Origin of the sequence: Marinobacter sp. NSM (assembly GCF_052380025.1) — a bacterium.
Taxonomy (GTDB): Bacteria; Pseudomonadota; Gammaproteobacteria; order Pseudomonadales; family Oleiphilaceae; genus Marinobacter.
Window position 1 is genome coordinate 23,797 of record NZ_JBQTCK010000008.1, and the last position, 21,187, is coordinate 44,983.

Below are 21,187 nucleotides of genomic sequence, written 5' to 3' on the forward strand. Positions count from 1 at the left end.
ATGTCCTCCATCACATCCGGAACACGCCGAAGCGTGTTGGCTTGGCGGGTCGGTTGAGGGTGGCAGACAGGCTCAGGGCAACCACTTCGCGGGTCTGGGCCGGGTCGATCACGCCGTCGTCCCACAGGCGCGCGCTGGCGTAATAGGGGTGGCCCTGGTGATCATAAGTGTCGATGATCGGCTGCTTGAATTTGGCTTCTTCGTCGCTGCTCCAGTCCTGGCCTTTGCGCTCCATGCCTTCCCTTTTGACGGTGGCGAGTACGCCGGCGGCCTGTTCGCCGCCCATTACAGAGATACGGGCGTTCGGCCACATCCATAAGAAATCCGGGCTGTAGGCGCGGCCGCACATGCCGTAGTTGCCCGCGCCAAAAGAGCCGCCGATCAGAACGGTGATCTTCGGTACGTTGGCACAGGCTACCGCCATCACCATCTTGGCGCCGTGTTTGGCGATGCCTTCGGCTTCGTATTTCTGGCCCACCATAAAGCCGGTGATGTTCTGCAGGAACAGCAGCGGGATGTTGCGCTGGCAGCACAGCTCGATGAAGTGCGCGCCTTTTTGCGCGGACTCGCTGAACAGGATGCCGTTGTTGGCGATGATGCCCACCGGGTAGCCGTGAATGTGCGCAAAGCCGGTGACCAGGGTTTGGCCGTAGTAGCGTTTGAATTCATCGAATTCGGAGCCGTCGACAATGCGGGCGATCACGTCGCGCACGTCGAACTGTTTGCGTAAGTCAGTGCCAACGATGCCGTAGATTTCGTCCGCGCTGTACAGGGGCGCCTTCGGCTTGCGGATTTCCACGTCGACCGGTTTGCGGCGGTTGAGGTTGGAGATGCAGCGCCGGGCGATGTCCAGGGCGTGGGCGTCGTTTTCGGCGTAGTGGTCGGCCACGCCGGAGATTTTGCAGTGCACGTCTGCACCGCCCAGGTCTTCGGCGCTGACCACTTCGCCGGTGGCGGCTTTGACCAGTGGCGGGCCGGCCAGGAAGATAGTGCCCTGATCGCGCACGATGATGGATTCGTCCGCCATGGCGGGCACGTAGGCACCGCCGGCGGTGCACAGGCCCATGACGACGGCGATCTGGGGGATGTCGTCGGCAGACATTCTGGCCTGGTTGTAGAAGATGCGGCCAAAGTGGTCGCGGTCCGGGAAGACTTCGTCCTGCCGGGGCAGGTTGGCGCCGCCTGAGTCGACCAGGTAGATGCACGGCAGGCGGTTCTCCAGGGCGATTTCCTGGGCGCGCAGGTGCTTTTTGACGGTCAGCGGGTAGTAGCTGCCGCCTTTGACGGTGGCGTCGTTGGCGATGATCATGCATTCGGTGCCGGAGACGCGGCCCACGCCGGCGACGACGCCAGCTGCTGGGACTTCTTCGTCGTAGACGTTGTAGGCGGCGAACTGGCCGATTTCGAGGAACGGGGAGCCGTCATCGAGGAGGCGGTTGATGCGCTCTCTGGGCAGCAGTTTGCCGCGGGCGATGTGGCGTTCCTGGTAGCTTGGGCCGCCGCCTTGCTGGATGGTGGCGACTTTTTCTTTCAGGTCTGCGACGGCTTTGGCCATGGCGTTCTGGTTGGCCAGGAACTCATCGGACCTCGGGTTTATTTTGCTTTGGAGTATCGTCATTTTAATAGTCCGTGCATCGGCCCTTTTGTGGGGGCGCGGCGCTGGCAGGATGCCCTTCCGGGAAACGCTACGAGCACATCCATGTGCGCTTCGCTCCGGCCATCCATGGCCTTCGAGATTCCCGGAAGGGCATCCTGCCAGCACCTTGTCTGACTTTAGGTGCTGGCCGTCTGGGTAATTGTGCTTTCCGCAGGGCCTCGTTTGAGTTGGTCAGTGATTTCCGCGCAAAACGTTACTTGTTCAGGAACAATTCCCGCCCGATCAGCATCCGCCGGATCTCAGACGTGCCCGCGCCGATTTCATACAGTTTGGCGTCTCGCAGCAGGCGGCCTGTGGGGTATTCGTTGATGTAGCCGTTGCCACCGAGCAGTTGGATGGCGTCCAGGGCCAGTTTGGTGGCCATTTCGGCGGAGTAGAGGATGGCGCCGGCGGCGTCTTTGCGGGTGGTTTCGCCGCGGTCGGCGGACATGGCGACCATGTAGACGTAGGATTTGGCGGTGTTCATCCAGGTGTACATGTCGGCGACTTTGCCCTGTACCAGTTCAAATTCGCCGATGGCCTGGCCGAACTGTTTGCGTTCGCGGATGTAGGGTACGACCACGTCCATGGCGGCTTGCATGATGCCCAGCGGGCCGCCGGAGAGGACGAGGCGTTCGTAGTCGAGGCCACTCATGAGAACGCGGGCGCCGTTGCCTTCGCCGCCGAGGACGTTTTCTTTGGGTACTTTGCAGTCTTCGAACACCAGTTCGCAGGTGTTGGAGCCACGCATGCCGAGTTTGTCGAGTTTCTGGTGGCGGCTGAAGCCGGGGTAGTCGCGTTCTACGATGAAGGCGGTGACGCCTTTGGAGCCGGCTTTGACGTCGGTTTTGGCGTAGATCACGTAGGTGTTGGCGTCCGGGCCGTTGGTGATCCACATTTTGTTGCCGTTGAGGACGTAGTGGTCGCCTTCGTCGCGGGCGGACAGTTTCATGGAGATAACGTCGGAGCCGGCGTTGGGCTCAGACATGGCCAGGGCGCCGATGTGTTCGCCGCTGACCAGTTTGGGCAGGTACTTCTGTTTTTGTTCTTCGGTGCCGTTGCGGTGAATCTGGTTAACGCACAGATTTGAGTGGGCACCGTAAGACAAGCCAACGGAGGCGGAGGCGCGGCTGATTTCTTCCATGGCGATGACGTGCGCCAGGTAGCCCATGTCTGAGCCGCCGTATTGTTCGCCCACGGTGATACCCAGCAGGCCCATGTCGCCCATTTTCCGCCACAGGTCCATGGGGAACTCGTTGTTGCGGTCGATTTCTTCGGCACGAGGTGCGATTTCAGCGGCGGCGAAGCCGTTGATCTGTTCGCGCAGCATGTCGAGGGTTTCGCCGAGACCAAAATTGAGTTCTGAGTATTGTGATTTCATCGTTGGCTACCTTGTTGTTCTTGAATCGGGTCTGTGTGCTTCGTCACGCTCAGGTGGCGGTTTGTTTGGATTCTTTTTATCCTGTGCCCTGCTGTTTCTTCTTCTGCAGCTCTTCCAGTGCTTCGCGGCACCGGGTTTCGGCGGTGTCGATTTCCATTTCCGCCTGGGCGATGTCGTTTTTCTGTTGTTCTAGCTGGGCGCGCCTGTCGGCGAGGATTTCCAGCATTTTCAAAAGCTGTTTTTCGTTACCGGTGAGGGTTTCGTCCCACAGGTCGAACAATTCTCTGGTTTCCGCCAGGGAGAAGCCCATGCGCTTGCCCCGGAGAATGAGCTTCAACCGAACCCTGTCTTTGGTGCTGAAGATCCGGGTTTGGCCCCTTCGGGTGGGCTTGAGCAGGCCCTGATCCTCGTAGAATCGGATGCTTCGGGTTGTCACGTCGAACTCCTGGGAGAGCTCGCTGATGCTGAAGGTTCTTTTTTCGTTCATCACGATTTCCTTTTTAGACCAAGGTTAGATAAAGTTTACGTAAACGTAAAGTAGTTTTCGGGTCCGATTTTGAACAAATACAATCCTGAGAATAGGAGTGCATGATGGAATTCAAGAATGTGGCGGCCATTGTAACAGGCGGGGCTTCCGGGCTGGGCGAGGGCGCAGCGCGGGCTTTGGCGGCGGCCGGGTGCAAGGTGGCCATCCTGGATCTTCAGAAAGAACAGGGTGAGAAAGTGGCCGCAGACATCGGCGGGATCTTCCTTGAGTGCGATGTAAGCTCCGCACAAAGTGCCGAAGCGGCCATCAACGTCGCGCGGGAAGCCCATGGCCCCTGTGGTGTTGCAGTTAACTGCGCAGGCATTGCGCCGGCGGCGAAGATTCTGGGCCGGGAAGGTGTGATGCTGCTGGACAGCTTCAGCAAGGTGATCCAGGTCAACCTGATTGGTACCTTCAACATCCTGCGCCTGGCCGCAGCAGATATGGCCCAGCGTGAGCCGAACGCCGATGGCGAGCGAGGCGTGATCATCAATACTGCTTCTGTGGCCGCCTATGAGGGCCAGATCGGCCAGGCTGCCTACAGTGCCTCCAAGGGCGGGGTTGTGGCGTTAACTTTGCAATCCGCCCGCGAATTGGCCCGTGAAGGTATCCGCGTGAACACCATTGCTCCGGGCCTGTTTATGACCCCGATGATGGCCGGTATGCCGGAAGAAGTGCAGGACAGCCTGGCGGCGACACTGCCGTTCCCCAAGCGATTGGGTAAGCCGGAAGAGTTCGGCATGATGGTAGACCAGATGGTGCGCAACCCGATTTTGAACGGCGAAGTGATTCGCCTGGATTGCGCCCTGCGCATGGCGCCCAAGTGAATTGACGCAAACCACCCGTCACAAGCGGGTTCAGGCAACAGGATTCGCCACAAGCGAACAAATAACAACAGGTGAGTGATATGACCAACCACGTCGATCAAGAAGAATTGGCCATGTTTCGGGAGTCGGTGATCAAGGCTCTGGAAGCCGAGGTGAAACCGCACTACGAGGCCTGGGAGAAAAGCGGCATTGTGCCACGGGAGCTATGGAACACCCTGGGCAACGCCAGTTTACTGTGTGTCGACGTGCCGGAAGTCTGCGGCGGCATTGGTGCGCCTTTCCAGTTTTCTGTGGTGGTGGGTGAAGAAATGGCCCGCATGGGGTTCGGGGCGTTGTCCACCAATGTGATGGTGCATTCGGACATCGTCGCGCCTTACCTCAGCCACATCGGCAACGAGGCGCAGCGCCAGCAATGGTTGCCCAAAATGGTTTCCGGCGAAGCCGTCGGCGCCATCGCCATGACCGAACCCGGCGCCGGCAGCGACCTGCAGGCCGTGCGCACCAGCGCGGTAAAAGATGGTGACGACTACATCCTCAATGGCTCCAAAACCTTCATCACCAACGGCCAGCACGCCGACATGGTAATCGTCGCCGCCAAAACCGACCCCAAAGCCGGGGCCCGAGGCATCAGCCTGTTCCTGGTGGATACTTCGCTACCGGGCTTCAGCAAAGGCCGCAACCTGGACAAAATCGGCCAGCATTCTGGCGACACCTCCGAGCTGTTCTTCTCCGACATGCGTGTTCCCGCATCCGCTTTGTTGGGCGAAGAAGGGCAGGGCTTCATGTACCTGATGCGCGAACTGCCCCGCGAACGCCTGGTGATCGGCGCCCTCGGCGTTGCCGCCGCCCGTGGCTCCCTGGACCTGACCATTGCCTACGCCCAGGAGCGGGAACTGTTCGGCCAGAAACTCAGCCAGCTTCAGAACACCCGTTTCGAAATCGCCCGCATGGAAACCGACTACCGCATCAACAAGGCGTTTGTTGATCAGTGCATCCGCGAATACGAAGACGGCAAGTTGGATGCGCCCACGGCGTCTATGGCCAAGTACAGCGCCACGGAGATGCAGTGCCGGGTGGCCGATGGCTGCCTACAGCTGTTTGGGGGCTACGGTTACACCACCGAGTATCCGATTTCCCGGAACTTTATCGACGCCCGGGTGCAGAGGATTTACGGCGGTACTTCAGAGGTGATGAAAGAGATTATTGCCCGGTCGGTGCTTGGGCGCTGACTTCTTTGGTTGGTTTTGAGTGGGGCTCCAAGCCTTCCGGATGTGCGGGCGGGCTTGCGGGGTGGCTGTTGGATTTTTTTTTGGAAAAACAACTCGCTTCGCTCAGACATCTTTTTCCGGCAAAAAATCCAACAGCCACCCCGCGCCGACGGGCATTGGTGGGTAGTCGCTTGATAAAAGCCCTTGTCGTTTTTGCATTCAGGAAGGGAAAGGCTCGATTCGGTAAAACGGTCATGCGCGCTTCGGGATATTTTCTTTGCTTTTACCCTCGGTATTCCAGTGCTGCACGTCGGTAGGGGGGTATGGGGTATTTTTCTGGCAGGGAAAAAGATGTCTGAGCGAAGCGAGTTGTTTTTCCCAGAAGAAAAATACCCCATACCCCGCGTACCCGCCCGCACACCCGAAAGGCTAGGAGCCCAAACAAGACCGATCAACAAAACCAGTACACCAACTAGATTCCGTTGAAGGAGAACATAAAACATGAACAACGACATCGTAATAGCCGGCTCCGCAAGAACCCCGATGGGCGGGATGATGGGCTCTTTGAGCTCGGTGCGCTCCCCGGAGCTGGGTGCCGTTTCGATCAAGGCCGCCATTGAACGCGCAGGATTGCAGCCGGCAGACATTCAGGAAATTATCATGGGCTGCGTACTGCCCGCCGGCCTCGGCCAGGCACCCGCGCGCCAGGCATCCCGCGCCGCCGGTATCCCGGATAGCAGTGGCTGCACAACCATCAACAAAATGTGCGGCTCCGGCATGCAAGCCGTCATCATGGCCCATGACCAGATCAAAGCCGGTACCAACAACATCATGGTCGCCGGCGGTATGGAAAACATGAGCCAGGCACCGTACCTGCTCCCCAAAGCCCGCGCCGGCATGCGCATGGGCCACGGCCAGGTGATGGACAGCATGTTCCTTGATGGCCTCGAAGACGCCTACGAAGGCGGGCTGATGGGCGTCTTCGCACAGCGCACCGCTGATAAATTCAACATCACCCGCCAGGCCATGGACGAGTTCGCCATTGGTTCCCTGCAAAAAGCGCTGGCGGCCATCCAGAACGGCTGGTTCCGGGATGAAATTATTCCGGTGACCGTTGCCGGCCGAGGTGGTGATACCGAAGTCGACACCGACGAACAACCCGGCAATGCCAAGCCCGAAAAGATCCCGCAACTGAAACCAGCCTTCGCCAAAGACGGTTCGGTAACTGCCGCCAACTCCAGCTCTATCAGCGACGGCGCCTCTGCCCTGGTGCTGACTTCAGCGGCTGAAGCAGATGCCCGAGGCCTTGTTCCACAAGCCAGAATCGTGGCCCACGCCACCCATGCCCGCTTGCCGGCTGAGTTCACGCTGGCCCCCATCGGCTCGATCGAAAAAGTGCTGAAGAAAGCCGGCTGGACGTTGGATGATGTAGACCTGTTCGAGATCAACGAAGCCTTCGCGGTGGTCACCCTGGCCGCCATCAACGAGCTGAAATTGCCAGCGGAGAGAGTCAACGTGCACGGCGGCGCCTGCGCCCTGGGCCATCCCATTGGCTCCTCCGGCTCCCGGATCATCATCACCCTGATCAATGCCCTCAAGCAGCGCGGCCTGAAGCGTGGTGTTGCATCGCTGTGCATTGGCGGTGGTGAGGCTACGGCAGTAGCCATCGAGGTGGTCTGAGTTCCGCTCTGAGCTCTCTGACTGATTGGCGGGGGGCTTGGGCTCCCAGCCTTCCGGTTTGCGGGCGGGCTTGCGGGGTGGCTATTGGATTTTTTTGGAAAAACAACTCGCTTCGCTCAGACATCTTTTTCCGGCAAAAAATCCAACAGCCACCCCGCGCCGACGGGCATTGGTGGGTAGTCGCTTGATAAAAGCCCTTGTCGTTTTTGCATTCAGGAAGGGAAAGGCTCGATTCGGTAAAACGGTCATGCGCGCTTCGGGATATTTTCTTTGCTTTTACCCTCGGTATTCCAGTGCTGCACGTCGGTAGGGGGGTATGGGGTATTTTTCTGGCAGGGAAAAAGATGTCTGAGCGAAGCGAGTTGTTTTTCCCAGAAGAAAAATACCCCATACCCCGCGTACCCGCCCCTCAACCAGCAGGCCAGGAGCAGCAGGTTAGGAGCTCAAGCCCGAAGTCCAGGAACCAGGAACGCGTTGACCCCAGTCATGAACCTTAACGGCTGATTTGTTAGGCTCTGGTGCAGATAAGTCAGACCAAGGGAGCCAGGCAAAGGTGACCAAACGCCACGAGTTTATTGAAGAATCCAGAAAGCAATGGAGTTCAGAGCCGGCCTTTGTGTTCTCCATGGCAGCGGCCGCCGTTGGCCTCGGGAACCTTTGGCGCTTTCCCTACATGGTTGGGGAAAACGGCGGTGGGGCCTTCGTGGTGGCTTACCTGCTGGCGTTGGTGATTGTGGTCCTGCCCATTATGATTCTGGAGGTTGCCGCCGGGCGGTTGTCTGAGGGTAGTACCGTTCAGACCTTCCGACAGGTGAACCGGTTTGGCGCCCTTTATGGCTGGTTTGTGGTGCTGATCACCATGGCTATCACCAGCTATTACCTGGTGATCACCGGCTGGACACTGGGTTATGCGGTGGATGCGGCCACGGATGACCTGCGTGTGTTCAGTGAATACAGTGCCGGTTACAACTCGCTATGGTACTTCCTGATCGTAACCGTACTGGCTGCCATCATCCTGGCCCGAGATGTGAAGGCGATTGAAGTCTTCTCAAAAATGCTGATGCCCGCTCTGCTTGTGGTGATGGTCGGCCTGATGTTGTTTGCCTCGACTACCCCGGGGTGGGAGCAAACCAAATCCTTCTTTTTTGACGTAGACTGGGGCCGTCTTGCAGACGGTCGTTTGTGGGCGTTTGCCTTTGGTCAGGCGTTTTACACCCTCGCCATCGGGCAGGGATATCTGGTCACCTATGGCAGCTTTATTCCTCGAAAAACGCATGTGCCCCGGGCTTGTCTTGTGGTTGCCGGTACTGAGACCAGCGTTGCCTTGCTGGCGGGGTGGATGATCTTCCCGTTTGTGTTCAGTCTGGGCATGGAGCCTACCGAAGGCAGTCAGCTGGCATTTGTCACCATGCCGCAGGTGTTTGAGGATATGCGTGGTGGTTACTGGGTTGGCGTGCTTTTCTTCGCGTTATTCTTCATGGCCGCGTTTAGCTCCAGCCTGGCGGGCTTGAAGGTGATGATTGCCGCAGTGGCGGAGGAGTTCCGCCTCAGTAATGCGGTGGCTGTCAGTATCGTCACCGTGGTGATGCTGGTGCTCGGTACAGCATCGGCATTGAGTTTCACGCCTCTGGAATGGACCATTGCCGGTGAGCCTGTGCTGGATGTGATCGACCGGGTGGCTGGCGGTAACGTGATTATATTCTCCGGGGTGCTCGGGGCCGCCTTGTTCTGCTGGTTTATACCCCCGCAGCGAATCCGGACCGTTTTGGGCACCGAGAGCCGTTGGTGGGAATGGCGGATTTACCTGGTCGGTCGGTTTCTGCCGGTGCTGGTGCTGCTCTGGATTGTAGTCACCTACGCGCTCAGCCAGCTTGGCTTTAGCTCGTAGCCTCCCTTGCTGTGGAGGTGGGGGCTGGCTTGGGCTCCTAGCCTGCTGGTTTGCGGGCGGGCTTGCGGGGTGGCTGTTGGATTTTTTTTGGAAAAACAACTCGCTTCGCTCAGACATCTTTTTCCGGCAAAAAATCCAACAGCCACCCCGCGCCGACGGGCATTGGTGGGTAGTCGCTTGATAAAAGCCCTTGTCGTTTTTGCATTCAGGAAGGGAAAGGCTCGATTCGGTAAAACGGTCATGCGCGCTTCGGGATATTTTCTTTGCTTTTACCCTCGGTATTCCAGTGCTGCACGTCGGTAGGGGGGTATGGGGTATTTTTCTGGCAGGGAAAAAGATGTCTGAGCGAAGCGAGTTGTTTTTCCCAGAAGACAAATACCCCATACCCCCCGTACCCGCCCGCAAACCAAACAGGCTTGGAGCCCAAGCCAGAAGTCCAGAAACCCAAGCCAACACTCAGGAAGCCCGATACTGCCGAGCATCAAGCTTGAGCTTGCCCAGGCGTGAGTTCAGAGTCGTCGGCTTGATGCCAAGTAGTGCCGCTGCCCCGTCATCTCCGAAGATGCGCCCGCCGGTCATTCTCAGCGCCTTAATCAGGTTCTGCTTCTCCAGCTCCTTCAGATCAGCCTCAGTTAACAGCTCACTGTCGTAATGACGCGATGGCGTTGAGTTCGCTGCGGCATGCGCAGAAGGTTCGACACCCGGAAGGTCAAGGTCCAGGCGGCCATCGGCGGTAATCACCTGGCGCTCGATCACGTTTTCCAGCTCCCGGACATTGCCCGGCCAGTGATAGGCCTTGAGGGTAACCACGTCCCGCTCTGTCAGAATCAGTGGCGGTCGATTGAATTTCTGACACGCCCGGTTCAGGAACTCCTGGGCCAGCATCGGGATGTCTTCAAGCCTCCTGCGCAGGGGAATGGACTCGACCGGGAAGACGTTAAGTCGGAAGTACAGGTCCTCCCGGAAGGTCTTCTCCTGCACCTCCGTTTTTAAATCCCGGTTGGTGGCGGCAATGACTCTGACATCAACGGCCCGGGTTTTGTTCTCGCCAACTCTCTCAAACTGCTGATCCTGAAGCACCCGCAAGAGCTTGCCCTGAAGTTCCAATGGAATTTCGCCTACCTCATCCAGAAACAGGGTGCCTCCATCGGCCAGTTCAAAGCGGCCGATTCTGTCGTTAACGGCGCCGGTGAAGGCGCCCTTGATGTGGCCGAAGAATTCGCTTTCGAACAGGTCTTTTGGAATGGCGGCGCAGTTCACTCGGATCAGCGGGCGGTCTCGTCGGGTGCTGGCCTGGTGGATGGCGCGGGCAATCAACTCCTTGCCGGTGCCGGATTCGCCGGTGATCAGAACGTTGGCGTCTGTCGGAGCCACCATGCCGATGCGCCGCACGATGGCCTTGATGGCATCGCTCTGCCCAAGAATCTCGTGGAAGTGGAACTCCGCGCTGAGTTCTTCCTGTAGGTAGGCATTTTCCATTTCCAGCCGGCGTTTCAGGCTCTCTACTTCTTCCAGTGCTGACTGCAGTTCCTTCTGGGCTTGCAGTCTGGCGGAGATGTCCCGGAACACCACAACCGCACCCACCGGGTGGCCGTTGTCCATGATCGGGGTGCTGGTGTACTCCACTGGGAACCCGGTGCCGTCTTTGCGCCAGAACCAGTCGTCGCCAACGCGCTTGATGCTGCCATCCCGGAAAGCGCCGTAGATGGGGCATTCTTTCAGTGGGAACAGGCTGCCGTCTTCGTGGGAGTGATGCACAACACGGTGTATCACGCGCCCCATGAGTTCATCCATGCGCCAGCCCAGCATGCGCTCGGCGGCGGGATTGGCGAAGGTGGTGCGGCCTTCGGCGTCCACCCCGTAAATGCCTTCGCCAACGGCGTGGAGAATCAGCTGGTTTTCCCGCTCCATATCCTTGAACAACTCTTCCACACGCCGCCATTCCAACAAGCCGCCACGGTGATAATGGTTGGCTTCGTGGCGCTCCCTGAGTGTTCTCAGCTGCCGCCGGTCGCGCAGCAGTAGCAACAAGGTTTGTGCCTCTGCCTCACCCACGCAGGATGATGAAATCTCCAGCTCAATCGCGTGGCCGTCCCGATGCCTGATGTGGAAATCCCGGCTCCAGCCGTGGCTGCGGAACAAGGTTTCCTCAGTGAAGTTGATCAGCTGCGGCCGTTGGTCTGCAAACAGTTGGGTGCACGACTTGTTTGCGATGGAGTGCCGGTCTGTGCCCGCCATTCGCCCCATGGCGCTGTTGGCGGCCAGGATCAGATCCCGACCGGCATCTACCAGCAGGGCAGCCTCGGGCAGGTGGTCAATCCAGCGGTAACTGTCTGCGTGTTCAGGGTGGTTCATCTCGGGGGTCCATTTGGGGCATGGCACAGACCAAACAAAGCACGTGCCAACTACGAAAAATCGAAGCAGAAGCTACGAAAAATCGTTGAGTACGAAATGTCGTAGCGCGTCCGAATCATTGGGAATTTCTTAAAAGTCTATAAAAACAGTCGGATAGAGAATTTCTGAAAGTTGGCACGAACCCCGCAATAGCTATCTCAGAACGTGCGAATGGCGTTGGCCAAAACCCGGCCTGCGCCAGACCAGAGTCTTTGTTGCACCGAAAGAGTGCAAAAACTATCTGAGAGTAGGGAGAGTGCACCATGACGACAAAAAGCCTTGGAAACCCATTTGATGGCGATCAGTCACTGATCCACGCGAAAACCTGTGGTTGCCCGGAGTGTCAGCCGGGTGATGGTATGCCGAGCGTGTCGCTGAATCTGCGGCAGTCATCGCAGCCGAGCGAACTGGCATCCGCTGACTCGATGGATTCGGAAGCCATGATGGACCGAGCCATAGAGAGCGCCGTGGTGCGCTCGGTGTTTGGTCACAACGATCATAGCCGCCGCAGCTTTATGAAGATGATGGGCGCAGGCACCGCAGCCGCGTTGCTCGGTTCCGTGTTCCCCATGGACAAAGCCAAGGCGGCGGTGAAGGAGTCTCTGGGCAAGCTGGAGAAAACCAAGCTGAACGTTGGCTTTGTGCCGATCACCTGTGCCACGCCGATCATCATGGCGCACCCAATGGGCTTCTACGAGCGCTATGGACTGGACGTTACGGTCAGTAAAACAGCCGGTTGGGCGGTGGCCCGGGACAAGTCCCTGAATGGCGAATACGATGCCTCCCACATGCTGACTCCCATGCCCCTGGCCATGACCATGGGTGCGGGCTCCACCGCCAAGCGCTTCATTATGCCGGCGGTGGAGAACATCAACGGCCAGGCCATCGTGCTGCACGTGGACCACCAGGACAAACGCGACCCGAAACAGTGGAAAGGGTTCAAGTTTGGCGTGCCCTTCGAATACTCCATGCACAACTTCCTGTTGCGCTACTACCTGGCCGAGCACGGTATTGATCCGGACAGAGACGTGCAGATCCGGGTGGTACCACCACCTGAAATGGTTGCCAACCTGCGCGCGGGCAACCTCGATGGGTACCTCTCGCCAGACCCGTTCAACCAGCGGGCGGTGTGGGAGAAGGTGGGTTTCATTCATATGCTGACCAAAGATATCTGGGAAGGGCACCCCTGCTGTGCCTTCGCCTGCAGCCAGCAATTCGCCAGTGAAAACCCCAATACCTATGGTGCGTTGCTGCGCGCGATCATCGATGCCACCCAGTACTCGCAGAAAGCCGAGAACCGCAAGGAAATCGCCGAAGCCATCGCCCCGCGAAACTACCTGAACCAGCCGGTGCCAGTCATTCAGCAGGTACTGACCGGCCGGTATGCCGACGGCCTGGGTGAGGTGAAGGATGATCCGGCGCGGATCGATTTCGATCCCTTCCCCTGGCATTCCATGGGCGTATGGATTCTGACCCAGATGAAGCGCTGGGGTTACATCGAGGGCGATGTGGATTATCGGGGCATCGCGGAGCAGGTCTATGTGGCCGGTGAAACCCGCAAGGTTATGGAAGAGCTGGGTTATAGCGCGCCCAGCGAGACCTATAAAAACCACACCATCATGGGCAAGACCTTCGATCCGGCCAAGCCGGAGGAGTATGTCCAGAGCTTTGATATCCGGAGGTCCTGATCATGGCATCGACTAGCGTACGTGCAGGCATGCTCTCCCTGGTGTTTCTGGTGCTGTTCCTGGGTATCTGGGAGTTCAGTACCCAGGTGATTGCACCCCAGCAGGGTGAGCTGAGTGAATACGAGCTTTTGATGGGGGGCGCTGATCAGGAGGCTCGTGTGCCGCCGCCATCAGAAATCATCCGGCATGCCGTTGCCGAGTTGTCAGACCCGTTCTATGACCGGGGCTCGAACGACAAAGGTATTGGTACTCAGCTGGCCTATTCCATTTACCGGGTGTTAACCGGGTTTCTCGGGGCCATGGCCGTGGCCTTGCCCCTGGGTTTTCTGATCGGCATGTCGCCGTTGATGTACAAGGCACTGAATCCGTACATCCAGGTGCTGCGGCCTATATCGCCCCTGGCCTGGATGCCCCTGGCGCTGTTCGTGATCCAGGATTCGGAGCAGTCGGCCATCTTTGTGATCTTCATCTGTTCCATCTGGCCAATGCTGCTCAACACCGCCTTTGGCGTAGCCAACGTGCGCCAGGACTGGGTGAACGTAGCGCGCACCCATGAACTGAGCCCGATCAAAACCGCTGTCACGGTGATCCTGCCTGCCGCAGCACCCACCATCCTGACTGGTATGCGCATTTCCATCGGTATTGCCTGGCTGGTGATTGTGGCTGCGGAGATGCTCGTTGGCGGCACCGGTATTGGTTACTACGTGTGGAACGAGTGGAACAACCTCGACCTGGCCAGTGTGATCTTCTCCATCCTGATGATCGGGGTGGTGGGCATGCTGCTGGACCTGGCCCTGGGCAAAGCCCAGACACTGGTTGAATACAAAGAATGAGCGGGCAGGGCGCCGCTTAGCGAGCGCCCGCCAGAACCCTCCGATTGGAGAATTGCTATGAGTAAGTCATTCCTGGAAGTAGACGGCCTGTCGAAGGTGTACCCGGATGGCCAGGGCGGTGAACTGACGGTCTTCGAAGACATCCGTTTTGCCCTGCAGAAAGGTGAATTTGTGTGCATCATCGGCCATTCCGGCTGCGGCAAATCCACCATCCTGAACGTGTTGGCTGGCCTGGATGAGGCCAGCACCGGCAACGTGGTGATGAACGGCAAGGAAGTGAAAGGCCCGGGCCTGGAGCGCGGCGTAGTGTTTCAGAACTACAGCCTCTTGCCCTGGAAAACCGCTTTGAACAACATCATCTTTGGGGTAAAGGCTCGCTGGCCCAGCTGGTCCAAAGAGAGGGTGCGAAAGCACAGCGAGCGCTACCTGAAAATGGTCGGCCTGGACCACGCCATGGACCGCAAGCCCTCCCAGCTATCTGGCGGTATGCGCCAGCGAGTGAGCATCGCCCGCGCCTTCGCTACCCAGCCAGAGCTGCTGTTGCTGGATGAACCCTTCGGCGCTTTGGATGCCCTCACCCGCGGGGTGATTCAGGACGAGCTGGTAAAAATCTGGGAAGAAACCCGCCAGACTGTGTTCATGATCACCCACGATGTGGATGAGGCCATTCTGCTGTCTGACCGCATCTTCCTGATGTCCAACGGCCCCAACGCCCGCATCGCTGAAAGCGTGAAGGTAAACCTCCCCCATCCACGCTCCCGGGCCACCATTTTCCAGAACCCCGCCCATCAAAAGATCCGGCATTACCTGGTGGATTTTCTGGTGAATCGCAGTGGCTCAGCGCTGCCGGAGCGGGATGGCAGCCCGAGAGTAGTAGACCCCAGCACCGATGAGCTGACGCCCTACCCGGCGCCGGCCGAATCCGAGACCAAGACCGAAACCACCGCGAGAGCGGTGAATGCTTGATGTTGATTGTCCACAAGAGGAAATACTCATGATGAACAAAGAACTGATGACCGCAAAAATCCTGGAAGCCAAGGTTGCCAAGGGCATGACCTGGGAAGCCATTGCCGAATCCATTGGTATGTCGCCGGTGTTCACCACCTCAGTTTGCCTGGGTATGAACAGCTTCACCGAAGACAAGGCGTTCGCCCTGTGCGAAACCCTGGGCCTGGATAAGCCAGTGGCAGAAGCATTGCAGGTGTGCCCGAAGAAAGCCTGGGAAGGCGGTGTGCCCCAGGACCCGCTGATCTACCGTTTGTACGAGATTGTGGGTGTGTATGGCGACACCATGAAGGAGCTGATCCATGAGAAGTTCGGTGATGGCATCATGAGTGCGATTGATTTCACCATGGATATCGAGAAGGAGGAGAATCCCAAGGGTGACCGGGTGGTGGTTACACTTAACGGGAAGTTCCTGCCTTACAAGGCCTGGTAATTATTGGAGTTTGTCCGCCCCCTAGCCTTCCCGTTGTGCGGGCGGGCTTGCGGGGTGGCTGTTGAATTTTTTTGGAAAAACAACTCGCTGCGCTCAGACATCTTTTTCCGGCAAAAAATCCAACAACCACCCCGCGCTGACGGGCATTGGCGGGCATCCGCTTGATAAAAACACTTGTCGTTTTTGCATTCAGGAAGGGAAAGGCTCGATTCGGTAAAACGGTCACGCGCACTTCGGGATATTTTCTTTGCTTTTACCCTAGGTATTCCTGTGCTGCACGTCGGTAGGGGGGTATGGGGAATTTTTTTTGGCAGGGAAAAAGATGTCTGAGCGCAGCGAGTTGTTTTTCCCAGAAGAAAAATACCCCATACCCCGCGTACCCGCCCCTCAACCAGAAGGCCAGGAGCCCAAGCCAGACCCAGCCCGCAAACCGGAAAACTGGGAGCCCAAGCCAGACCCCCAGCCCGCAAACCGGGAAGGCCAGGAGCCCCAGCCGGGCTAGGGCAGGTCAGTAACGGCCCCGGTGGAGGCAGAGCTGACCACCCGGGCATACTTGGCGAGAACCCCACGAGTAAACCTTGGTGCCGGTGGCGTCCAGGCCTGGCGGCGTTTCTCCATTTCCTCATCAGAGATCTCCAGAGTGATGGAGTTGTTGACCGCGTCAATGGTGATGGTGTCGCCGTCTTCCACCAAGGCAATCGGCCCGCCAACAGCCGCCTCCGGGGTGATGTGACCGACCACGAAGCCGTGGCTGCCGCCGGAGAATCGGCCGTCGGTGATCAACGCAACATCGCTGCCGAGGCCTTTGCCCATGATGGCGGAGGTGGGGCTTAGCATTTCCCGCATGCCGGGGCCGCCTTTGGGGCCTTCGTAGCGGATGACCAGCACATCGCCGGCCACCACGGTGCCGTCAAGAATGCGCTCCTGGGCTTCTTCTTCGGAGTGGAACACTCGCGCCCGGCCGGAGAAGTGGGTGCCTTCCTTTCCGGTGATCTTGGCAACGGAGCCTTCTGGTGCCAGGTTGCCGTACAGAATGCGCAAATGGCTGTCCTGTTTGATTGGGTTTTCAAAGGCCCGGATAATCTGCTGATCTTCAGGGTAGGGAGCAACGCTCGCCAGGTTCTCAGCCAGGGATTTGCCAGTGACGGTCAGGCAGTCGCCGTGCAACAGGCCCCGCTCCAGCAGCATCTTCATCAACGGCTGAATGCCGCCAATGGCTACCAGTTCAGACATCATGTAATGACCTGACGGCCGCAAGTCAGCCAGCACCGGTACCTGTTTGCCAATGCGCACGAAGTCATCCAGCGATAACTCCACACCAACCGTGCTGGCCATGCCCAGCAAGTGCAGCACCGCGTTGGTGGAACCGCCCAGAGCAATGACCACGGTAATTGCGTTCTCGAAAGCCTCTCGAGTCATGATGTCTGACGGTTTGATATCCGCTTCCAGCAGCTTCAGCACCGCCGCGCCCGCAGCTTCACAATCGGCCAACTTGGTGTCAGACACCGCATTCTGCGCCGAACTACCGGGCAGGCTCATGCCCATGGCCTCAATGGCCGAGGCCATGGTGTTGGCAGTATACATACCGCCACAGGAACCCGGCCCGGGAATCGCCGTTTCCTCGATCTGCTTCACCTCGATCAGGTCCATGTTCCCGCGTGCATGGGCGCCCACTGCTTCGAACACGGAGATAATATCGGTGTGATTCTTGCCAGGCATGATGGTACCGCCGTAAACAAACACCGACGGTCGGTTCAGCCGCGCCAGCCCCATCAGGCAGCCCGGCATGTTCTTGTCGCAGCCACCAATTGCCACCAGCCCGTCAAAACCCTCACAACCGGCCACAGTCTCAATAGAGTCCGCAATCACCTCCCGCGACACCAGCGAATACTTCATCCCCTCCGTGCCGTTGGCGATGCCGTCAGAAATCGTGATGGTATTGAAAATCAGACTCTTACCACCGGCTGCGTCTGCCCCCTTGGCCGCTTCCCGGGCCAGACCGTCAATGTGCATATTGCAGGGCGTCAGATTACTCCAGGTAGAGGCAATACCTACCTGCGGCTTCCGAAAGTCCTCATCCTGAAACCCCACCGCACGCAACATCGCGCGACTGGCAGACTTGTTAATACCATCCACCACCGGTGCGGAATAACGACGTCGTTTGTCCGTGGTCATAGCAATACCTCCCAATCCAATGTTGTAAACGAAATCAGTCTCTCACCAGCAAAATACCACACACCCCGCGTACCCGCCCGCAAAACCAACAGGCTAGGAGCCCAAGCCAGCTCCTAGACAGAAACGGAGCGAACGGACGCCCCCTGTTCCTGAAGGGCAACATCAACAACCGTATGCAGCTTCTCCAACTGAGAGCGTAACATCGCAATAGGCCGGCTGCCGGAGAGAGTCAGGGCGATGTCCAGATGATCATCGGCAGACTCCATAGACATACGCGAAATCTGGAACCCCCGAACCCGAACCACCTGACACAGCCGCTCCAACGCCGCCGCCTCCTGATTCATCCGACAGTTCAACGTATAACTCGGTAACGCTGTTTGTGCTTGCGCGCTCATGCTACGTGCTCCTTGCTGGTGGTGGTGCGACGGTTCTCGTCAATCATGTCTCGGTTGCTGGCCCCGGGTTTCACGATGGGCCAGACGTTCTCCTCCCGGCTGATGGCCACGTGCAGCAACATGGGCCCGTCGTAAGCCAGAATCGTCTCAATACCCCGACGAATCTGATCGGTGCGCTCAATATGCAGGGCCGGGATATCAAACGCCCGCGCCATGGCCACAAAGTCGGGATTGTCGTCCAGGTTGATGTGGCTTTCCCGGTTGTTGTAGAAGAGCTCCTGCTGCTGGCGCACCATGCCCAGGCACTGGTTGTCCAGAATGATCAGCTTGAGTGGAAGGTTATAGCGGCGAATGGTGGCCAGCTCCTGGGCGTTCATCATGAACGAGCCGTCGCCGGTGACATTGATGACGGTACCGCGACGGTTCGCAAACTGGGCGCCGATGGCCGCTGGCAGGCCGAAGCCCATGGTGCCCAGGCCGCCACTGGTCAGATGGTGGCGCGGGTGGTCGAACTCGTAGTGCTGGGCTACCCACATCTGGTGCTGGCCAACGTCACAGGCGATCACCGTGTCATCCGGTGCAATGCGGGAGAGCTGGCGGATAAAGGCGGGGCCGGTGATTGGCGCCAGAGCCTCTTCGTTGTCCGCGGCCTGGAAGCCGCCGGTGGTGTGCCAGGTTCGGCACTGTTTCTGCCAGTCTGCAATGGCCAGAGGCTTCGCTTTCAAGGCCTCGGTGAACGCAGGCAATATCCGGTTCAGGTCACCCCGCAGGGCCAGGTCTGCCGGTCTCAGTTTGTTGATCTCGGCGGCATCGGCGTCGATGTGAATCATCCGGGCGTTGGGCGCGAAGCCATCCAGTTTACCTGTGGCCCGGTCGTCCAGGCGGGCGCCGACCACGAACAGCAGGTCGCACTCATCCACGGCTTTATTGGCCGCCCGTGAGCCGTGCATGCCCAGCATGCCGAGGCTGTGAGGATGGTTTTTGCCGGGGTTGCCAATCCCCTTGAGAGTCACAACCCCGGGCAGGGCTGACGCGTTGGCAAAAGTACGGAAGCTGTCCTCGGCGCGGGCCAGGGACACGCCGCCGCCACTGTAGAGCAGGGGGCGTTTGGCTGAGTAAAGCATGGCCAGAGCTTCGGAAATATCCGGGCACTGGGCTTCGGGCTGTAAAGCCGGAGTGGCGACGGGTGCACTGATCTTTGCCAGTTGCATGTCTTTGGGAATGTCTATCCATACTGGCCCGGGCCGGCCGCTCTGGGCCAGGGTAATGGCTTCTTCCATGATGGCCGGCAGCGCCTCGGCGTCGTCCACCAGGTAGCTGTGTTTCACGATGCCCAGGGTCATGCCCAGAATGTCGGTTTCCTGGAAGGCATCGGTGCCGATCAGCCCGGATGGAACCTGCCCGGTGATCACCAGCATGGGAACGGAATCCATGTAGGCATTGGCAACGCCGGTAATCAGGTTGGTGGCACCGGGGCCGGAGGTGGCGATGCAAACGCCGATCTCACCGCTGGCCCGGGCAAAGCCGTCGGCCGCCAGGGCGCACGCCTGTTCGTGGCGGCACAGCACGTGCTCCACACCCACATCGTCCACCAGGGCATCGTATAGCGGCATGATGCAGCCACCCGGATAGCCGAAAACGGTGTTGATGTTATGGCGGTGGAACGCTTCAAGAATGTGCTGTGCGCCGTTCATGGTCGTTTTTCCCTTTTTCTTTGCCGCAAAAAAGAAACCCCCGGGACCTTTCGGTGCCGGGGGTTTCTGGTGTCTTTGTCAGGTTGTCGCTATCTCACCTGCTTGTCCACGCAAAAGCCCCCGGACGGTACCACGACCACCAGGACTAGCTTCACGAAGGCAACCACTGCGTTGAGATTCATAAAATCGACAGTCTGCTCTGAATTGATTCAAACAATTTGTGTAGAATCTAACCCACGTTTAAATCCGGTTGCAACCGTTTATTGCCGGAAATGTGGCCTCGCCCGCCTATCGCGGGTTGTCAGGGCCATCAATAAGAACGATTCCGTGGCGAGTGTTACATGACGAAAGCAAAATTGGGCTCTCTCGGGCTGTCACTTCTGATTCTTGTGCTGCTGGTTGTCTGGATGGCGACTGGCGACGTAAAGGTAGCCAGTAAAGAAGCACCTGATGAGCCACAGGTGCAGGATGCAGAAAGGATTCGGGTTGAAATTGAGACTCTTGAAGCAACCCGTTACCAACCAACTCTGAAACTGCAGGGCCAGCTTGAGCCCTGGCGTTCGGTGATGGTGGGTTCGCGGGTAGCCGGCACGGTTGAGCGAATGCAAGTAGAGCTGGGGCAGAACGTTCGTGCCGGGCAGGAGTTGTTGCAGCTGTCTGTTGATGGCCGGGACGCCGTGGTAGAGCGCTGGCGCGCCAACATTCAAAAGCTGGAGGCTGACCTTGCCGCCGCGCGCCGGTTGAGAGCCAACAACCTGGCGGCGGAGACCGATATTCTCAGACTACAGAGTGACCTGGCGGCAGCCCGGGCGGAGCTGGCAGCGGCGGAACTCGCGGTCAGGCACCTTCGGCCCGAGGCCCCGTTTGACGGCGTGGTTAACCGCAAAGATGTGGAGCAGGGCGATCTTGTGCAGGTGGGTACGCCGATGCTGGAACTGGTGCAGATTGACCGGCTCAAAGCCACCGGCAGAATTCCACAGCAAACCGTGAAGGATGTTCAGCCGGGGCAGGCAGTGGAGGTTAATCTTCTGGATGGCACACGGCTGGCCGGTGTCGTCAGCTTTGTTGCCAGCGCGGCAAGCCCCGAAACCCGCAGTTTTGCCGTTGAAATTGTTGTGGAGAATCCCGAACAAAAACGCGCGGCTGGGGGCACGGCCAACCTGAACATCCGGTTGCCCGAGCAGGATGCGATTTTTATCTCACCGGCGTTTCTGAGCCTGGACGATGACGGCCGGCCGGGCGTGAAATATGTGGATGACAGCAACACTGTGGTTTTCCGGAACGTCCAGCTGTTGAGCGTATCCACCAACGGTGCCTGGGTGTCTGGCCTGCCGGAGCAGATTCGCCTGATTACCCGTGGTGGCGGTTTTGTGGCCGAGGGTGAACAGGTTGAGCCCGTTGATCGCTCGGATCGGCGGGGTTAA

The 21,187-nt window shown here is 58.5% G+C and carries 17 protein-coding genes; 10 read left to right on the forward strand and 7 right to left on the reverse strand.

Going from position 1 to position 21,187, the window contains the following annotated elements:
- Nucleotides 1-10 precede the first annotated feature (10 nt).
- The 3 genes from ACTZWX_RS15665 to ACTZWX_RS15675 form a co-directional block, all read right to left on the reverse strand.
- Nucleotides 11-1,618: a carboxyl transferase domain-containing protein gene (locus tag ACTZWX_RS15665; protein WP_444714709.1), complete on the reverse strand. Its 1,608-nt coding sequence runs from the start codon at nucleotides 1,616-1,618 to the stop codon at nucleotides 11-13.
- A gap of 232 nt (nucleotides 1,619-1,850) precedes the next feature.
- Nucleotides 1,851-3,017 carry an isovaleryl-CoA dehydrogenase gene (locus ACTZWX_RS15670; protein ID WP_138435632.1) on the reverse strand — a complete coding sequence of 389 codons (1,167 nt, stop codon included), beginning with the start codon at nucleotides 3,015-3,017 and terminating at the stop codon, nucleotides 1,851-1,853.
- Between the two features lie 76 nt (nucleotides 3,018-3,093).
- On the reverse strand, nucleotides 3,094-3,504 hold the full coding sequence (locus ACTZWX_RS15675; RefSeq protein WP_444714710.1) for a MerR family transcriptional regulator: 411 nt from the start codon (nucleotides 3,502-3,504) through the stop codon (nucleotides 3,094-3,096).
- Between the two features lie 104 nt (nucleotides 3,505-3,608).
- Between ACTZWX_RS15675 and ACTZWX_RS15680 the strand changes: the two genes are divergently transcribed.
- The 4 genes from ACTZWX_RS15680 (at nucleotide 3,609) to ACTZWX_RS15695 (ending at nucleotide 9,146) form a co-directional block, all read left to right on the forward strand.
- A complete protein-coding gene (locus ACTZWX_RS15680) occupies nucleotides 3,609-4,370 on the forward strand; it encodes an SDR family NAD(P)-dependent oxidoreductase (protein ID WP_444714711.1) in 762 nt (253 codons plus the stop codon).
- A gap of 80 nt (nucleotides 4,371-4,450) precedes the next feature.
- On the forward strand, nucleotides 4,451-5,599 hold the full coding sequence (locus ACTZWX_RS15685; protein WP_444714712.1) for an acyl-CoA dehydrogenase family protein: 1,149 nt from the start codon (nucleotides 4,451-4,453) through the stop codon (nucleotides 5,597-5,599).
- Nucleotides 5,600-6,079: 480 nt separating this feature from the next.
- The gene (locus ACTZWX_RS15690; protein WP_444714713.1) at nucleotides 6,080-7,258 is read left to right on the forward strand and encodes a thiolase family protein; all 1,179 of its coding nucleotides are present in this window, start codon (nucleotides 6,080-6,082) and stop codon (nucleotides 7,256-7,258) included.
- 553 nt (nucleotides 7,259-7,811) lie between these two features.
- Nucleotides 7,812-9,146 carry a sodium-dependent transporter gene (locus tag ACTZWX_RS15695; RefSeq protein ID WP_444714714.1) on the forward strand — a complete coding sequence of 445 codons (1,335 nt, stop codon included), beginning with the start codon at nucleotides 7,812-7,814 and terminating at the stop codon, nucleotides 9,144-9,146.
- A 456-nt stretch (nucleotides 9,147-9,602) separates the two neighbouring features.
- On the opposite strand, the gene ACTZWX_RS15700 is transcribed toward ACTZWX_RS15695, so the two are convergent.
- Nucleotides 9,603-11,501 (reverse strand): sigma 54-interacting transcriptional regulator, encoded by a 1,899-nt coding sequence (locus ACTZWX_RS15700; protein ID WP_444714715.1) that lies wholly within the window; start codon nucleotides 11,499-11,501, stop codon nucleotides 9,603-9,605.
- Nucleotides 11,502-11,803: 302 nt separating this feature from the next.
- Here ACTZWX_RS15700 and ACTZWX_RS15705 point away from each other — a divergent pair, with 302 nt between their 5' ends.
- The 5 genes from ACTZWX_RS15705 to ACTZWX_RS15725 all read left to right on the forward strand — a co-directional run bounded on the left by ACTZWX_RS15705 (nucleotide 11,804) and on the right by ACTZWX_RS15725 (nucleotide 16,001).
- The gene (locus ACTZWX_RS15705) at nucleotides 11,804-13,228 is read left to right on the forward strand and encodes an ABC transporter substrate-binding protein (protein ID WP_444714716.1); all 1,425 of its coding nucleotides are present in this window, start codon (nucleotides 11,804-11,806) and stop codon (nucleotides 13,226-13,228) included.
- Nucleotides 13,229-13,230: 2 nt separating this feature from the next.
- Nucleotides 13,231-14,061: a nitrate ABC transporter permease gene (gene ntrB / locus ACTZWX_RS15710; protein ID WP_444714717.1), complete on the forward strand. Its 831-nt coding sequence runs from the start codon at nucleotides 13,231-13,233 to the stop codon at nucleotides 14,059-14,061.
- Nucleotides 14,062-14,118: 57 nt separating this feature from the next.
- Complete coding sequence (locus ACTZWX_RS15715) at nucleotides 14,119-15,027, forward strand: ABC transporter ATP-binding protein (RefSeq protein WP_444714718.1); 909 nt, start codon at nucleotides 14,119-14,121, stop codon at nucleotides 15,025-15,027.
- Between the two features lie 28 nt (nucleotides 15,028-15,055).
- Nucleotides 15,056-15,499: a cyanase gene (cynS, locus tag ACTZWX_RS15720; RefSeq protein WP_444714719.1), complete on the forward strand. Its 444-nt coding sequence runs from the start codon at nucleotides 15,056-15,058 to the stop codon at nucleotides 15,497-15,499.
- A gap of 322 nt (nucleotides 15,500-15,821) precedes the next feature.
- On the forward strand, nucleotides 15,822-16,001 hold the full coding sequence (locus ACTZWX_RS15725) for a hypothetical protein (protein WP_444714720.1): 180 nt from the start codon (nucleotides 15,822-15,824) through the stop codon (nucleotides 15,999-16,001).
- Here the strand turns inward: ACTZWX_RS15725 and ilvD are convergent.
- From ilvD to ilvG, 3 genes are all read right to left on the reverse strand, one after another.
- A complete protein-coding gene (gene ilvD, locus ACTZWX_RS15730) occupies nucleotides 15,998-17,674 on the reverse strand; it encodes a dihydroxy-acid dehydratase (protein WP_444714721.1) in 1,677 nt (558 codons plus the stop codon). The two genes, ACTZWX_RS15725 and ilvD, sit on opposite strands and share 4 nt — an antisense overlap.
- A gap of 113 nt (nucleotides 17,675-17,787) precedes the next feature.
- Nucleotides 17,788-18,069: an ACT domain-containing protein gene (locus ACTZWX_RS15735; RefSeq protein WP_444714722.1), complete on the reverse strand. Its 282-nt coding sequence runs from the start codon at nucleotides 18,067-18,069 to the stop codon at nucleotides 17,788-17,790.
- Entirely contained in the window at nucleotides 18,066-19,763 is a 1,698-nt protein-coding gene (gene ilvG, locus ACTZWX_RS15740) for an acetolactate synthase 2 catalytic subunit (protein WP_444714723.1), read from the reverse strand. The genes ACTZWX_RS15735 and ilvG overlap by 4 nt, the downstream gene beginning before the upstream one ends.
- A 341-nt stretch (nucleotides 19,764-20,104) precedes the next feature.
- On the opposite strand from ilvG, the gene ACTZWX_RS15745 reads away from it, so the two are divergent.
- Nucleotides 20,105-21,187 (forward strand): efflux RND transporter periplasmic adaptor subunit, encoded by a 1,083-nt coding sequence (locus ACTZWX_RS15745; RefSeq protein ID WP_444714724.1) that lies wholly within the window; start codon nucleotides 20,105-20,107, stop codon nucleotides 21,185-21,187.

What these genes read in the sequence shown, in the direction of transcription:
- ACTZWX_RS15665 (WP_444714709.1), bottom strand. Translation starts at nt 1,618, where the DNA reads ATGACGATACTCCAAAGCAAAATAAACCCGAGGTCCGATGAGTTCCTG.
- ACTZWX_RS15675 (WP_444714710.1), bottom strand. Translation starts at nt 3,504, where the DNA reads ATGAACGAAAAAAGAACCTTCAGCATCAGCGAGCTCTCCCAGGAGTTC.
- ACTZWX_RS15735 (WP_444714722.1), bottom strand. Translation starts at nt 18,069, where the DNA reads ATGAGCGCGCAAGCACAAACAGCGTTACCGAGTTATACGTTGAACTGT.
- ACTZWX_RS15715 (WP_444714718.1), top strand. Translation starts at nt 14,119, where the DNA reads ATGAGTAAGTCATTCCTGGAAGTAGACGGCCTGTCGAAGGTGTACCCG.
- ACTZWX_RS15690 (WP_444714713.1), top strand. Translation starts at nt 6,080, where the DNA reads ATGAACAACGACATCGTAATAGCCGGCTCCGCAAGAACCCCGATGGGC.
- ilvD (WP_444714721.1), bottom strand. Translation starts at nt 17,674, where the DNA reads ATGACCACGGACAAACGACGTCGTTATTCCGCACCGGTGGTGGATGGT.
- ACTZWX_RS15700 (WP_444714715.1), bottom strand. Translation starts at nt 11,501, where the DNA reads ATGAACCACCCTGAACACGCAGACAGTTACCGCTGGATTGACCACCTG.
- ACTZWX_RS15680 (WP_444714711.1), top strand. Translation starts at nt 3,609, where the DNA reads ATGGAATTCAAGAATGTGGCGGCCATTGTAACAGGCGGGGCTTCCGGG.
- ACTZWX_RS15725 (WP_444714720.1), top strand. Translation starts at nt 15,822, where the DNA reads ATGTCTGAGCGCAGCGAGTTGTTTTTCCCAGAAGAAAAATACCCCATA.
- ACTZWX_RS15685 (WP_444714712.1), top strand. Translation starts at nt 4,451, where the DNA reads ATGACCAACCACGTCGATCAAGAAGAATTGGCCATGTTTCGGGAGTCG.
- ACTZWX_RS15670 (WP_138435632.1), bottom strand. Translation starts at nt 3,017, where the DNA reads ATGAAATCACAATACTCAGAACTCAATTTTGGTCTCGGCGAAACCCTC.
- ACTZWX_RS15745 (WP_444714724.1), top strand. Translation starts at nt 20,105, where the DNA reads ATGACGAAAGCAAAATTGGGCTCTCTCGGGCTGTCACTTCTGATTCTT.
- ACTZWX_RS15705 (WP_444714716.1), top strand. Translation starts at nt 11,804, where the DNA reads ATGACGACAAAAAGCCTTGGAAACCCATTTGATGGCGATCAGTCACTG.
- ilvG (WP_444714723.1), bottom strand. Translation starts at nt 19,763, where the DNA reads ATGAACGGCGCACAGCACATTCTTGAAGCGTTCCACCGCCATAACATC.
- cynS (WP_444714719.1), top strand. Translation starts at nt 15,056, where the DNA reads ATGATGAACAAAGAACTGATGACCGCAAAAATCCTGGAAGCCAAGGTT.
- ntrB (WP_444714717.1), top strand. Translation starts at nt 13,231, where the DNA reads ATGGCATCGACTAGCGTACGTGCAGGCATGCTCTCCCTGGTGTTTCTG.